Here is a 13,999-nt window from a genome sequence, read left to right as displayed (position 1 = left end):
GTCTATGCAAATCAATATTCAAGGCCATCACGTTGATCTTACCGATTCAATGCAAGACTATGTTCAAACTAAGTTTCAGAAGCTCGAAAGATTCTTCGACCATATAAATCAGGTCCACGTTGTACTAAAAGTTGAAAAATTAACTCAAATCGCGGAAGCTACGCTCCACGTAAATCAAGGTGAAATCCATGCGTCATCTGATGACGAGAATATGTATGCCGCGATCGATTCGCTGGTAGATAAACTGGTTCGCCAACTTAACAAGCACAAAGAAAAACTACACAGTCATTAATCATGCAACTGAGCGAAATACTGTCATTGGACTGCACGAAAAGTGCAGTCCACTGTACAAGTAAAAAACGAGCCCTTGAGATGATCAGCCGTATTGTAGCCGATCATACCGGCCAAGATTCTACCGAGCTGTTCGAGTGCATGCTCAACAGAGAGAAAATGGGCAGTACTGGTATCGGAAACGGTATTGCTATCCCGCACGCAAGAATGCAATCAAGCGATAAAGCCGTTGCTGTGCTTCTACAATGTGATGAAGCGATTGAATTTGATGCGATTGATAATCGTCCTGTCGATTTACTTTTTGCACTCCTTGTACCAGAAGAACAGTGCAAAGAGCACCTCAAGACCCTATCCTCTATGGCAGAGCGTCTGAGCGACAAGCAAGTACTCAAATTATTGCGTAATGCTCAAAGTGATCAAGAACTCTACGACATCATGATTCACCAATAAGCAGGACAACTAACCATGCGACTAATCGTTGTTAGCGGGCATTCAGGTGCAGGAAAGAGTATTGCACTGCGTGTACTGGAAGATTCAGGTTATTACTGTGTTGATAACTTGCCAGTCAGTTTGCTTGACGCATTTGTTCAGTCCGTTGCTGATAGCAAACAGAACGTTGCGGTGAGTATCGATATTCGCAACATTCCTAAAAAGATCAAAGAATTCACCAGAACACTGGAAAGGCTCAAACAAGAGTTAGACGTGACCATGCTATTCTTAGATGCCGATAAGGAAACATTACTTAAGCGCTACAGCGAAACCCGTCGTATCCATCCCCTGTCACTTGGCAGTGAATCTCTCTCGCTTGATCAAGCCATCGAACGAGAAAAGGAGATTTTGAGGCCACTCAAAACCCATTCAGATTTGGTTCTTAACAGTAGTGGACAGTCGCTTCATGATTTGAGTGAAACGGTTCGAATGCGAGTTGTCGCGCGCGAAAGTAAAGGACTGGTGATGGTATTTGAATCATTTGGTTTCAAATACGGCCTACCTTCCGATGCCGACTATGTCTTTGATGTGCGATTTTTACCTAATCCACACTGGGAGCCAGGATTGCGCCCATTTACGGGACTAGATGCTCCTGTTGCCGTGTTTTTAGAACAGCACCAATCCGTTATCGAACTGAAGCTGCAAATTGAAAACTTTATCGAGAACTGGCTCCCGATGCTCGAGAAAAACAACCGTAGCTACCTCACTGTAGCCATAGGTTGTACTGGCGGTAAACACCGCTCGGTGTACCTGACACAAAAAATAGGTGAGTACTTCGCTAAGAAGGGACACAAAGTACAGATTCGTCATACCTCACTAGAAAAAAGTGCTAAGGAGTAACGGTGGAATTAAGTCGCAAAGTATTGATCCAAAATCGTCTCGGCCTACATGCGCGTGCTGCAGTAAAATTAGTGGAGCTGGCACAAAGTTTTGAAGCCGTCATCACCATTGATAACGAAGAAGACATTACCGCCACAGCTGATAGTGTGATGGGACTTCTTATGCTTGAGTCGGCTCAAGGTCAATACGTCACAATTCATGCTGCTGGAGACCAAGCAGAACAAGCGCTTGATGCGGTGTGTCTGCTCATTGAAGATAAATTTGATGAAGGTGAGTGATTCACTTTTTTATGCAATATAATCAATAACTTTAAGCTAACTCCTTCCAACTCCATAACCCTGAACTAAGCAAACAACTTTGCGTTTTTCTTTAGTTTTGGTCATATATCCCTCCGTTATTTTGCTGAGTTGCTTTCTTTTAGCAAATAATTTTGTTTAGTTTCACAAGTTGTTATTAAAAGGCGCCTAGAATTAAGTTATTATTCAACGCATTGTAAACATCAGGAATTGGGAGGAACGAATGGCAGAGCAAATAGAATTCGACCAAGCTCACCAAGCCCTCCAAGAAGTCACAGAAGCGTTGGAAAACGGACGCTTCGTCCATGTTCGCCGTCAACTACAGGACATGGAACCTGAGGATATCGCTCACCTATTAGAAGCGGCTCCACGTAAAAGCCGTGACGTGCTTTGGCAGCTGACCGACCCTGAAGACTACGGTGAGATTCTTGATGAACTCAACGAAGACGTCAAAGACAACCTTGTATCCAAAATGGCGCCTGAAGCGCTTGCAGAAGCGACAGAAGGCATGGATACCGATGACGTTGCTTACGTACTCCGTAGTTTGCCAGATGATCTATCACGCGAAGTCCTATCCCAAATGGACTCAGCAGATCGTCTTCGCGTTGAAACAGCCCTGTCCTACCCCGAAGATACCGCTGGTGGACTAATGAACACCGACGTTATCACCATTCGTGGTGACGTAGACGTCGATGTAGTCTTACGCTATCTACGCATGAAAGGCGAACTGCCAGAAGCGACAGATGCTTTGTATGTCATTGATGAAGAAAGCAAACTGATAGGTGAACTACCAATCACAACGCTGATCACGACCCAACCTGACGTCAAAATTATCGATGTTATGGAAGATGCGGACGAAGCGATCATGGTGGACACCAGTGATTCTGATGTCGCGAGCCTGTTTGAACGTCGTAATTGGGTGTCTGCTCCGGTCGTGGATGAAAATCAACACCTGGTTGGTCGTATCACTATCGATGACGTGGTTGACGTTATTCGTGAAGACGCTGAACACTCGATGATGAGTATGGCGGGTATGGACGATGATGAAGATACCTTCGCACCTGTCGTAAAATCTGCGCGTAAACGTAGTATTTGGTTAGGTGCCAATGTCCTAGCAGCGCTAGCTGCAGCTTCAGTTTCTAACATGTTTGAAGCCACTCTGGACCAAATGGCGGCGATTGCGGTCTTGATGACCATCGTACCATCTATGGGTGGTGTTGCTGGCAACCAGACAGTAGCACTTGTCATTCGAGGCCTTGCCCTTGGTCACATCGGTGACTCGAATAAACGCGAACTGCTGATAAAAGAAGCGGCGATTGGTTTGCTTAACGGCATCATGTGGGCGCTGATCATCGGTGGTATTGTCGTAGCCTGGAAGGGCAACTGGATGCTAGGTGGCATTATCTCTGCAGCAATGCTAACCAATTTACTCGTTGCCGGTATTGCAGGGGTGAGCATTCCAATTCTGCTGAAAAAGATGAACATCGATCCGGCTTTGGCTGGTGGTATGGCGCTGACAACCGTCACGGATGTTATTGGTCTATCGGTATTCCTCGGGCTCGCAACCATCATGATCTAAAGTTGTCGCTCACGAATAATAAAAAAGCCTGATGCATACATCAGGCTTTTTTGTATTTGGTTAGATTACTCGCCAGCAACCTTCATTGTATCCAGCAAGATAGAACCCGTCTGAATCTGAGAGCGTGTTTCCACATCACTGCCTACGGCAACGATTTTGTTGAACATTTCTTTTAAATTACCCGCAATGGTAATTTCAGACACTGGATACTGAATTTCACCGTTTTCGACCCAGAAACCAGCCGCGCCACGAGAGTAATCCCCCGTTACGACATTCACACCTTGCCCCATCACTTCAGTTACCAGCAGGCCAGTACCAAGCTCTTTCAGCATCTGCTCAAAGTTTTGTCCAGTCGATTTCACGTACCAGTTATGAATACCACCAGCATGACCAGTAGGATCCATTTTCATTTTACGCGCCGCATAACTGGTCAATAAATAAGTAGCCAGTACACCATCGGTGATGATTTCACGATCTTGAGTGTAGACCCCTTCACTGTCAAACGGGCTAGATGCCAAACCGCGTAATACGTGCGGGCACTCTGAAATATTGAACCACTCTGGCAGAATTTGCTTACCAAGATGATCAAGAAGGAAGGACGATTGACGGTAAAGGTTGCCACCACTTATCGCCATAACCAAATGACCAATCAGACCTGTCGCAACATCTGCGGCAAACATAATTGGGTATTGTCCCGTTTTTAGTCGCTGTGCATCCAAACGGTTTACGGTGTTTTCAGCGGCTTTACGCCCTACCGTTTCTGGTGTCCAGAGGTCATCACGATGACGTGCAACCGTGTAGCTGTAATCACGCTCCATTTCTCCGTTCTTACCGACACCAATCACACAACAACTGGTGCTATGACGGCTCGAAGCGTAGCTTGCAAGTAGGCCGTGACTATTACCGTAGACTTTCACGCCATAGTGGCTATCGTAGCTCGCACCATCACTTTGTTTAATGGCGCTGTCGTAGCTTAGCGCTTCTTTTTCTGCCGCTATCGCCACTTTTGCAGCGTAATCCGGATCAGGAGAATCTGGATGGAACAAGTCCAAATCTGGTATAGAGTCAACCATGTACTCTTTTGCTGCTGGCCCTGCGAACGGGTCTTCGGATGTGTAATGAGCAATATCCAGCGCCGCGATAACGGTTTGTTCAATCGCAGCCTCACTCAGATCGGACGTAGACGCACTGCCCTTACGTTGACCTCGGTAAACGGTAATGCCGAGTGCACCATCGCTATTGAATTCGACATTTTCTACGTCCCCCATACGGGTAGAAACACTTAAACCAGTGCTTTTAGTAATTGCGACTTCTGCGGCATCAGACTTAGCCGATGCAAGCTTTAGTGCTCTTGCGACGGCCTGTTCTAGCTCGGTACGTTGCTCAGCAACCTGCTGTTTAATATCCATTGTCTTTCACATCTTGTATTTGATGTTCAATAGAATAACAAGAATTTCGCTTTCTCCCCACGATTCTTGTTAAAATAGTCATAATATTAATCAAAACACAGGCAACTGAAATGGCACGTAAGAATCAAAAAGCGCCATGGGAACCAGAAGAAGAGATCATCTGGGTAAGTAAATCCGAGATGAAGCGAGACATGGAAGAACTGCAAAAGCTAGGCGAAGAGCTTGTAGGCCTAAAGCCTGCCGTTCTAGAAAAGTTTCCATTGAGCGAAGACCTGCGAGAAGCAATTGCTGATGCACAACGCTTTAAAAACGAAGCGCGTCGTCGCCAATTGCAACGTATCGGTAAGTTGATGCGTCATGAAGATCCAGAACCAATCCAAGCAGCACTGGATAAAGTTCGTAACAAGCACTCTCAATTGACGGCAGTCTTTCACAAGCTGGAAGCATTGCGTGATCGTGTGGTTGAAGAAGGCGATAAAGCCATTGATGACGTAATGGAACTGTACCCAGAAGCCGATCGTCAACGTCTACGTCAACTTGCTCGTCAAGCAGCAAAAGAGAAAAAATCTGGTAAGCCAGCGAAAGCGTACCGAGAAATTTTCCAAATACTGAAAGGACTCAACGAAGAAGAGTTCTGATTCTCAGAAAAATAAACCGATAAAAGCAGACGACATCGTCTGCTTTTTTTTATTGAGGCAATAGTGCTTATACAACGCGGTTGACTCTTTCTCCGCGTTCAAACGCATTAATATTTTCAATTAAGATGTCAGCTAAACGCTGAATAGAAGAGTCACTGCCCCATGCAACATGAGGGGTCAGCAGCAAGTTTGGCATCGCCATGTTTGCGATCAAAGGATTGCTTTCATCAGCCGGCTCTTGAGTAAACACATCAAAACCCGCCGCCGAAATTTCACCACTTTTCAGTGCATCCACCGCAGCCTGTTCGTCAACCAACCCACCGCGTCCGGTATTAATCAAGATAGCAGTGGGCTTCATTTGCTTTAACTCCGCGTCAGCAATTAGATTACGCGTGTGTTCATTCAATGGGCAATGCAGTGTAATTGCATCCGATTGCTTGAGAACGTCTTCGAACGGTACATAGCCTTGTCGGCATTCAGCCACACCTTTTCGTTCAGAAAACAGTACTTTCATCCCTAAAGCTTGCGCTAATTTTGCTGTTGCCTGTCCCAATGCACCACTACCTATGATGCCTAATGTACTTCCACCAATATCACCAATAGGGTGAGTGAAAAAGCAAAACTGCTTGTTTCGCTGCCACTCGCCTGCTGCAATATCTTGATGATAACCGAAGAGATTGCGGCGTAGCGCGAACAACATAGCAATCACATGTTCCGGAACGGTTTGGATCGCATAGCCTTGAACATTCGCAACAGCAATATTTTGGTTTGCGCAGTATTCAACATCAACGTTATTAAAACCAGTCGCAGCAACCGCCACCATACGTAGCTTAGGCAATTGATTCAGCACTTGCTGATCAAGAATGACTTTGTTGCTGATGACAATCTCTGCATCAGCAAGTCGCTCGACCACTTGATCTGGTGAAGTAAGACCATACTCAACCCACTCATGCTCAAAGCTAGGGCGCGGTACTTGAACATGGGCAGGGATAGTCGCCCGGTCAAGAAAGACAACTTTTGGCAGTAACATAACGGCTCCTTGTTCACTGCCTTAGAATGAGTTTATGGACGTGGCAGTGTTTTGTAATCTGGTAATTTACGCTCTGGGTCGAAATAGTCAAAGATCATCGCTTCAGCTTCCGGGTAAAAATCACACGGAACAAAAATACGACTCAGTAACTCCGTTTGGGGATGGTAAAAGCTCAGCTCAGCAGCGTGCAGCTCTAAACGCTCAGAAAATGCCAATGCCTCTTCGGTTGCGTAAAACTCATCGCCAACAATGGGATGCCCTATCGCTTGCATGTGGACACGGAGTTGATGAGACCGGCCTGTAATAGGCAGTAGACGTACAATTGTCGTCTTCACACCATTTTCGTGCTCTTCGAGTTTAGCAACCTGGAATTGTGTTTTGGATGGTTTACCATCTTCAAAGCAGACTTTCTGCAATGGACGATTCGGCCAATCACAGATCAACGGCAAGTCAACCTCACCCTCTTTCTGTTCAAGATGCCCCCAAACACGGGCGTAGTAAATTTTGTGCGTTAAACGATACTGAAACTGTTTCTTTAGCGCACTTTCCGCCGGTTTATTTTTCGCTAATACCATTAACCCCGAAGTGGACATGTCCAAACGATGTACAACTTGAATGTCCGGATACTGCTCATTTAGCCGACTCCACATACTATCGTAATGCTCAGCAAGTCTTCCGGGAACCGACAATAGCCCCGAAGGCTTATTAACCGCCAGAATCTCATCATCTTCAAAAACAATATCAATCCAAGGATCGGTTGGAGGCGTGTATTCAAGCATGGCCATCAGTGGAATCTCTGCAAAATAAAAACGCCGCGATTATAGCGAGGACATATCAAAAACGCATTTTATTTGAAACCATAACCTTACAAAACAAAAGGAAATGTAATGTCAACCGTTGCATCGAAAACACAAAAATCGGGAATGTAAATATAGTTTGACAAGGTGAGTAATAACTTTATAGAGTGCTAGAGAAAGCCTGCTATTCATGAGACTTCATATCCTTGAAGCTTCAAATTAGACATACAAAAAATACATTCAGGTTCAAACACATTATTAAAACATTACCACTGTGCTTAACGTCATTAATTCTCCGTTCACCCGAATTTATGCTGTGATGCGCTCGCCCAAGCTCACTTGGGAACAAATAAAATAACAAGGACACGAAGCATGGACTCCGCTATAACACCACCCCAATCCAAAATATCCTTATTCTTTCGCTCGCTAGGCCCAGGGATCCTTATGGCTTCTGCGGCCGTCGGAGGCTCTCACCTCGTCGCATCCACCAAAGCTGGTGCTATCTATGGCTGGCAACTCGCCGCGCTTATTCTGCTGGTAAACTTTTTTAAATACCCTTTTTTCCGCGCAGGCGTGCAGTACACCATGGGTACAGGTAAAACATTGGTTGAAGGCTACGCGAAAATGGGCCGCCCTTACCTATGGGCATTTCTATTCTTAAGCGCCGTTTCTGCCGTGATTAATACCGCAGCCTTGTTAATGTTCAGTGCGAGCTTGTTGGGCTATTTTATTCCATTTTCGTTATCCATGGCCTCACTGAGCATCATTGTGATCGCGACGTGTCTGATCATTCTTTTTGCTGGACACTACAAAGCGCTGGACACGCTATCTAAAGTCATCATGTCAGTTCTGGCCATTACGACACTGCTTGCCGTCGCGATTGCATTTGGCAACCCTGTTGAGCAAGTGGCGAACTTCGAGCCGCCTTCACCTTGGTCCATTGCAGCGATTGGCTTTATTGTTGTGACGATGGGTTGGATGCCTGCTCCTATCGAGATTTCGTGTTTAACCTCGGCATGGTTAAAACGCCAGTCCAGTGAGCAAGAAGTGACTGCTCGATCTGCTCTGTTCGACTTTAACGTCGGTTATATTGGTACTGCGATTCTTGCGATTGTCTTTTTATCATTGGGCTCACTGATGTTGCATGGCTCTGGTGTTGAGCTGAAAAGTTCTGGGGTCGGCTTCTCCCACCAGCTTGTCGGTTTGTATGCCTCAACGATCGGCGAGTGGTCTCGTTACCTAATCGCGGTAATTGCGTTCTTTTGTATTTTCGGCAGTACAATCACGGTTATTGATGGCTACTCGCGCGTTATTTCAGACTCTCAGCGTCTATTGCGCTCGCAACCAGACACAAACCCGAAAGCTACCTCCGCGATCATGCTGGTCGTTTCTTTACTTGCACTGGGTATCGTGATCTTTTGGGCTTCAGCGCTATTGCCAATGTTGAACTTTGCGATGATTCTGGCGTTTATGACGACACCATTCTTTGCGCTATTAAACTACACCCTTGTGAGTAAAACAGACTTGCCTAAGGAACTGGCCGTGGGCCGTAAACTGAAATGGTTGTCGATTGCCGGTTTGATTTACCTGTTCGGCTTCCTAGCGGTGTTTATCTGGTGGAAGTGGCTAATGTAATAGGCTGCTAAGCAGCTAAAAAGTACGCATCTAAAAAGAAAAAGGCCTTCAATTGAAGGCCTTTAATATTTGGTTTGCGTCTTTAAGCTTAGTTGTGACTAACCACAATTAAACGTAACGAATCCAGCTGGACCTGAGCTTGGTTAATGTAGCCTGTCAGCTCTTTAATCTGTTCTTCAATCGTTTCAATTTCTTCATCACGAATGTTCGGATTGACCGCTTTCAGTGCCTGCAAACGCTCAAGCTCTGCGTTCAAACTATGCTGCATATCTTGCTGAGCCTGCTTGCGCACTTCTTCGACTTTCTGCTCAACCAGTTCCTCACCCGCTTCTATCAAACGATGCACATCTTTTTGCACGGACGTCACCAGCTTACTGCTAAGGTGGCGGTTTACCGGGCTAAGCTGACGGTTGAAGCTTTCAAACTCAACTTGCGCAGACAAGTCGTTACCGCGAGCATCCATCATTAGGCGAATCGGCGTTTTCGGCAAGAAGCGAGCAATCCCACTGCGTTTCGGAGCTTGGGCATCCACAGCGTAAATCAATTCAAGCAGAATCGTGCCGACTGGTAGGGCTTTATTCTTCAGCAAAGAAACTGCAGACGTACCCACGCCTTCGCTCATCAGAAGATCGATACCACCTTGGATCATTGGGTGCTCCCAGCTGATAAAGTGCATATCTTCACGAGACAGAGCGGTTTCACGATCGAAAGTGATGGTCGCACCTTCATAAGGCAGGCCTGGGTAGCTCGGTACCATCATGTGTTCAGATGGCGTCACAACCAGTGCGTTTTCACCCTTGTCGTCCTGGTTCAGACCAATCGTGTCGAACAGTGATAGAGCAAAGGTCACCAGATTAGTATCGCCGTCCGTTGAGGAGATTTTCTCAACGATTTGTTGCGCTTTCTCGCCGCCGTTAGAGTGCATTTCTAGCAAACGGTCACGACCTTGTTCCAATTGAGACTTCAGCTGTTTGTTCATTTTCGCTGATTCTTCGATGATGTCGTCCAGCTCACTAATATCGCCAGATGCCAGAATCTCAATCAAAGCATCCGAGTACTTATCGTAAACAGCGCGGCCAGTCGGACAGGTTTCAGCAAAAGCATTCAAACCTTCATCGAACCAACGAGCCAGGATCGCCTGAGATGTACCTTTCAGGTAAGGAACGTGAATATCAATATCGCGGTTTTGCCCGATACGATCTAAACGACCGATACGCTGTTCAAGCAAGTCTGGGTTAAACGGCAGATCAAACATCACTAACTGGTTAGCAAACTGGAAGTTACGACCTTCTGAGCCAATTTCACTACAGATAAGAACCTGAGCTCCGCCCTCTTCTTGAGCAAAGTAAGCCGCGGCTTTGTCGCGTTCTAGAATAGACATGCCTTCGTGGAATACTGTCGCGCGGATGCCTTCACGTTCACGTAACGCCTGCTCTAACTGCAAAGCCGTGCTTGCACGAGAAGCGATAACCAAGATCTTCTCGCTGCGTTTTTCTGTTACTTTTTCCAGTAGCCAGTTCACACGTGAGTCAAACTGCCACCAGCTTGATTCGTCACCTTCAAACTCCTGGAAAATTTCTTCAGGGTAAAGGTTTTTCATCGCACGAGCTTCAGAGCTCATCTTGCCGCCAATCATGCCAGCGACACGCATTGAGGTCGTGTATTGCTGTGGAATATCCATTGGCATCAAGTGCACATTACGCGCTGGGAATCCTTTGATTGCCGCACGCGTGTTTCGGAATAGAACACGGCCCGTACCGTGACGGTCCATCAGGTTGTCGATCAATTCCTGACGGGCGGACGCTTTGTCCTCTTCATCACTGTTGCTTTCAATAATCCGGAAAAGCGGTTCAACATCCTGCTCAGACAGCAATTCAGTGATTTGGTTTTTGGCGTCGTTCGGCAGCTTTTCACCAGTAAACAGAGAAGTAATCGCGTCAGCGACTGGGGCATATTGCTCTTCTTCCTCAACGAACGCCTCGTAATCGTAAAAACGATCAGGGTCAAGCAAGCGCAGACGAGCAAAGTGACTTTCACGACCTAATTGCTCTGGTGTTGCGGTCAGTAGTAATACGCCCGGTGTGCGTTCAGCCAAACCTTCAACAACTTGGTATTCACGGCTTGGTTTGTCCTGACTCCACTCTAGGTGATGCGCCTCATCGACGACCAGTAGATCCCATTCGCCTTCCAGAGCTTGCTCAAAACGCTTACGGCTCTTGCGTAGGAAGTCCAGTGAACACAACACGTATTGTTGGGTATCAAATGGGTTTTCTGCATCCGCGAACGCTTCAACACAGCGCTCTTCATCAAAGATTGAGAAATGCAGATTGAAACGACGCATCATCTCTACCAGCCATTGATGTTGCAGTGTTTCAGGCACCACGATCAAAATGCGCTCAGCGCGGCCAGACAAGACTTGCTGATGAATGATCATACCCGCTTCGATGGTTTTACCTAAACCAACTTCATCAGCCAGTAAAACACGAGGAGCATGACGGCGACCGACTTCATGCGCAATGTAAAGCTGATGGGGGATCAGACCAGCACGCATACCGCAAAGGCCACGCATTGGGCTCTTATGTTGTTCAAACTGATTGGTTAGTGCACGGTAACGCAGAACGAAGTTGTCCATGCGGTCAATCTGACCCGCATACAACTTATCTTGAGGCTTGTTGAAGCGAATTTGGTTGCTCAGAAAAATCTCACGCAGTACGACCGCCGTTTCCTGTGTGTCTTCTCGAGTACCGAAGTAGGTGTACAGACCTTCATCTTCCAGCACTTCTTCAACTTTCAGAGACCAACCTTCCTGGCAATCGATAACATCACCAACGTTAAACGTCACTCGGGTAACAGGTGCATCATTGCGTGCGTAAACTCGGTTTTCCTCTGATGCTGCAAACATCAACGTCACAGTACGGGCATCCATCGCAACTACCGTACCTAAACCTAAATCGCTTTCCGTATCGCTAATCCAGCGCTGCCCCAAAGCAAATGTCATGAATTGACTACCTCGTTATTAATTCTTGATTCGTATTTGTTGTCGGTCTACTCATGCCCTCAGGCATGGATAATAGTTTAGATCTGATTCTGGCTTCTGCTACGCCGATCGCACTTGTCATGCCACTTGTGGCTGAGCAATATTCAGTCAGCTCAACATGATAAATTGCCCGTAGCCTGAACGCAGAAAAAGGCCGCTAATATTACTTTAAGCTGTGATTTAGGTCACGCCGAAACCGCACTAAGAGGAAACTTTTTTTCCCAAATCACAAGTGCAATCAAATTGTAAAAAAACCATGTCAATTATTACATTGTTGCAAGCAAATATTACGTATACTTTGATTAGGAGCGCTTAAATTCATTGCATATATCATCGCATGTAAATTAAGCGTATAGGTACACGATTAGGCTCAACACGGGTTTGCATACGTTGTCTTGCTACTCAGTTGCACACTAACCGATGATAGCCCGACAACCTCTATTGCAAGCAATCAGAGTTAAGTCACTTCACCCTTTAAGTGACTTAACAACTCGCAAGCACAGCCGTATTTAGGCAAGGAGACGCTATGGGCGATACCGATCGGAAACTTTTTGTACTTGATACCAATATTCTTCTTCACGAGCCCTTCGCTATATTCTCTTTCAAAGAACACGATGTCGTCATACCCATGACCGTTTTGGAAGAACTCGACCGAATTAAAGACAGCAAACGCGATGTTGCACGAGATGCTCGTGTTGCGATTCGCGCTTTGGAAGACATGTTTAAAGATGCCACACCAGATGAAATTTCAGAAGGCATTCCAGTATCCAAAGACAATCCAGATCAAGGAGCTATTTCCATTTTGGCGGACTTCGAATTACAAGAAACCGTCAAAGCCTTCGCCGACAAAGCCGGTGACAACCGCATCCTCAACGCGGTGCTTTATCTGCAAAACAAACGAGCACCTCGTGAAGTGGTGTTAGTAACAAAAGACATCAACATGCGTCTTCGAGCCAAGGGAGCTGGTGTACGCTTTGTTGAAGACTACCGAACCGACCAACTGATTGACGACGTTCAATACCTCACCAAAGGCTTTCAGCTACGTGAAGGCGATTTCTGGAGTGGTATTGACGAGGTCGAAAGCTACGCTCTGGGCGGAAAAACCTACCACAAACTCAGCCGTGAGCCTTTTGATCCAACATTCATAAACCAATATGTCATTGATGAAGACAGCGATTTTGCTGGCCGCGTTGAAACCCTCAATGAAGACAAACTCACCCTGCTCGATCTTAGTCGCGAACGCATGATGCATCGCCGCGTCTGGGATATTACACCGAAGAACATCTACCAAGCGATGGCGTTAGATGCACTCGTCGATCCGGACATTGATTTGGTGATCCTCACTGGTGCTGCGGGTAGTGGTAAAACTCTGTTAGCCATGGCGGCAGCCCTTGAACAAACCATCGAGAAAAAGATGTTCGATAAGATCATCGTAACCCGTAACACACCAGATATCGGCGAATCGATCGGCTTCCTGCCAGGCTCGGAAGAGGAAAAAATGATGCCGTGGTTGGCTGCGGTGACCGATACATTAGAAGCGCTGCATAAGCACGACCACTGCACCGAAGGATCTCTGAAATACATTTGCGATAAAGCCAACATTCAGTTTAAGTCGATAAACTTTATGCGCGGCCGTTCGATTCAAAATGCGTTCGTACTCCTTGATGAGTGCCAAAACTTAACCGCCTCACAAATCAAAACCATCATCACCCGTTGTGGTGAAGGCACCAAGATCGTCTGTTCTGGTAACCTAGCCCAGATTGACTCTCACTATCTAACACCAGTGACTTCAGGCCTAACTTACATGGTTGAGCGCTTCAAGAACTTTGAAGGCAGTGCAAATATCCACCTCAATGGTGTGGTTCGTAGCCGTCTGGCAGAGTTTGCTGAAGAGAACCTATAAATCGATATATGTTTATTAAAAAGTAAAAGAGCGCTCCATTGAGCGCTCTTTTTAT

At 46.3% G+C, this 13,999-nt stretch carries 12 protein-coding genes; 8 read left to right on the top strand and 4 right to left on the bottom strand.

What is annotated here, in order from left to right:
* The first annotated feature begins 4 nt into the window (after positions 1 to 4).
* The 5 genes from hpf to mgtE all read left to right on the top strand — a co-directional run bounded on the left by hpf (position 5) and on the right by mgtE (position 3,495).
* Complete coding sequence (gene hpf, locus L3V31_RS19150) at positions 5 to 292, top strand: ribosome hibernation promoting factor (protein ID WP_237318417.1); 288 nt, start codon at positions 5 to 7, stop codon at positions 290 to 292.
* 2 nt (positions 293 to 294) lie between these two features.
* Entirely contained in the window at positions 295 to 741 is a 447-nt protein-coding gene (gene ptsN / locus L3V31_RS19145; protein WP_014233081.1) for a PTS IIA-like nitrogen regulatory protein PtsN, read from the top strand.
* Positions 742 to 756: 15 nt separating this feature from the next.
* Positions 757 to 1,620, top strand: coding sequence for an RNase adapter RapZ (gene rapZ / locus L3V31_RS19140; protein ID WP_237318415.1), 864 nt, complete (start codon positions 757 to 759; stop codon positions 1,618 to 1,620).
* A 2-nt stretch (positions 1,621 to 1,622) separates the two neighbouring features.
* Positions 1,623 to 1,898 carry an HPr family phosphocarrier protein gene (locus L3V31_RS19135; RefSeq protein ID WP_237318413.1) on the top strand — a complete coding sequence of 92 codons (276 nt, stop codon included), beginning with the start codon at positions 1,623 to 1,625 and terminating at the stop codon, positions 1,896 to 1,898.
* A 241-nt stretch (positions 1,899 to 2,139) separates the two neighbouring features.
* Positions 2,140 to 3,495 carry a magnesium transporter gene (gene mgtE, locus L3V31_RS19130; protein ID WP_237318411.1) on the top strand — a complete coding sequence of 452 codons (1,356 nt, stop codon included), beginning with the start codon at positions 2,140 to 2,142 and terminating at the stop codon, positions 3,493 to 3,495.
* Between the two features lie 65 nt (positions 3,496 to 3,560).
* On the opposite strand, the gene pmbA is transcribed toward mgtE, so the two are convergent.
* Positions 3,561 to 4,904, bottom strand: coding sequence for a metalloprotease PmbA (pmbA, locus tag L3V31_RS19125; protein WP_237318409.1), 1,344 nt, complete (start codon positions 4,902 to 4,904; stop codon positions 3,561 to 3,563).
* 110 nt (positions 4,905 to 5,014) lie between these two features.
* On the opposite strand from pmbA, the gene yjgA reads away from it, so the two are divergent.
* Positions 5,015 to 5,542 carry a ribosome biogenesis factor YjgA gene (gene yjgA, locus L3V31_RS19120; protein WP_237318406.1) on the top strand — a complete coding sequence of 176 codons (528 nt, stop codon included), beginning with the start codon at positions 5,015 to 5,017 and terminating at the stop codon, positions 5,540 to 5,542.
* 67 nt (positions 5,543 to 5,609) lie between these two features.
* On the opposite strand, the gene L3V31_RS19115 is transcribed toward yjgA, so the two are convergent.
* Together L3V31_RS19115 and rluA are read right to left on the bottom strand one after the other, a co-directional pair.
* The gene (locus L3V31_RS19115; RefSeq protein ID WP_237318404.1) at positions 5,610 to 6,572 is read right to left on the bottom strand and encodes a D-2-hydroxyacid dehydrogenase; all 963 of its coding nucleotides are present in this window, start codon (positions 6,570 to 6,572) and stop codon (positions 5,610 to 5,612) included.
* Positions 6,573 to 6,604: 32 nt separating this feature from the next.
* Positions 6,605 to 7,357: a bifunctional tRNA pseudouridine(32) synthase/23S rRNA pseudouridine(746) synthase RluA gene (gene rluA / locus L3V31_RS19110; protein WP_237318402.1), complete on the bottom strand. Its 753-nt coding sequence runs from the start codon at positions 7,355 to 7,357 to the stop codon at positions 6,605 to 6,607.
* A 384-nt stretch (positions 7,358 to 7,741) separates the two neighbouring features.
* Between rluA and L3V31_RS19105 the strand changes: the two genes are divergently transcribed.
* On the top strand, positions 7,742 to 9,004 hold the full coding sequence (locus tag L3V31_RS19105) for a divalent metal cation transporter (protein ID WP_237318400.1): 1,263 nt from the start codon (positions 7,742 to 7,744) through the stop codon (positions 9,002 to 9,004).
* A gap of 88 nt (positions 9,005 to 9,092) precedes the next feature.
* On the opposite strand, the gene rapA is transcribed toward L3V31_RS19105, so the two are convergent.
* Positions 9,093 to 12,002, bottom strand: a complete 2,910-nt coding sequence (gene rapA, locus L3V31_RS19100) for an RNA polymerase-associated protein RapA (protein WP_237318398.1) — start codon at positions 12,000 to 12,002, stop codon at positions 9,093 to 9,095.
* A gap of 565 nt (positions 12,003 to 12,567) precedes the next feature.
* Between rapA and L3V31_RS19095 the strand changes: the two genes are divergently transcribed.
* Positions 12,568 to 13,944, top strand: a complete 1,377-nt coding sequence (locus L3V31_RS19095; protein ID WP_237318396.1) for a PhoH family protein — start codon at positions 12,568 to 12,570, stop codon at positions 13,942 to 13,944.
* Positions 13,945 to 13,999: the final 55 nt, after the last annotated feature.

Origin of the sequence: Vibrio sp. J1-1 (assembly GCF_021728395.1) — a bacterium.
In the GTDB taxonomy this organism is placed as follows: Bacteria; Pseudomonadota; Gammaproteobacteria; order Enterobacterales; family Vibrionaceae; genus Vibrio.
The sequence above is the reverse complement of the archived record's forward strand: the minus strand, read 5'-3'. Positions and strand labels throughout refer to the sequence as shown.

What these genes read in the sequence shown, in the direction of transcription:
- rluA (WP_237318402.1), bottom strand. Translation starts at nt 7,357, where the DNA reads ATGGCCATGCTTGAATACACGCCTCCAACCGATCCTTGGATTGATATT.
- yjgA (WP_237318406.1), top strand. Translation starts at nt 5,015, where the DNA reads ATGGCACGTAAGAATCAAAAAGCGCCATGGGAACCAGAAGAAGAGATC.
- L3V31_RS19115 (WP_237318404.1), bottom strand. Translation starts at nt 6,572, where the DNA reads ATGTTACTGCCAAAAGTTGTCTTTCTTGACCGGGCGACTATCCCTGCC.
- hpf (WP_237318417.1), top strand. Translation starts at nt 5, where the DNA reads ATGCAAATCAATATTCAAGGCCATCACGTTGATCTTACCGATTCAATG.
- pmbA (WP_237318409.1), bottom strand. Translation starts at nt 4,904, where the DNA reads ATGGATATTAAACAGCAGGTTGCTGAGCAACGTACCGAGCTAGAACAG.
- ptsN (WP_014233081.1), top strand. Translation starts at nt 295, where the DNA reads ATGCAACTGAGCGAAATACTGTCATTGGACTGCACGAAAAGTGCAGTC.
- L3V31_RS19105 (WP_237318400.1), top strand. Translation starts at nt 7,742, where the DNA reads ATGGACTCCGCTATAACACCACCCCAATCCAAAATATCCTTATTCTTT.
- rapA (WP_237318398.1), bottom strand. Translation starts at nt 12,002, where the DNA reads ATGACATTTGCTTTGGGGCAGCGCTGGATTAGCGATACGGAAAGCGAT.
- L3V31_RS19095 (WP_237318396.1), top strand. Translation starts at nt 12,568, where the DNA reads ATGGGCGATACCGATCGGAAACTTTTTGTACTTGATACCAATATTCTT.
- mgtE (WP_237318411.1), top strand. Translation starts at nt 2,140, where the DNA reads ATGGCAGAGCAAATAGAATTCGACCAAGCTCACCAAGCCCTCCAAGAA.
- rapZ (WP_237318415.1), top strand. Translation starts at nt 757, where the DNA reads ATGCGACTAATCGTTGTTAGCGGGCATTCAGGTGCAGGAAAGAGTATT.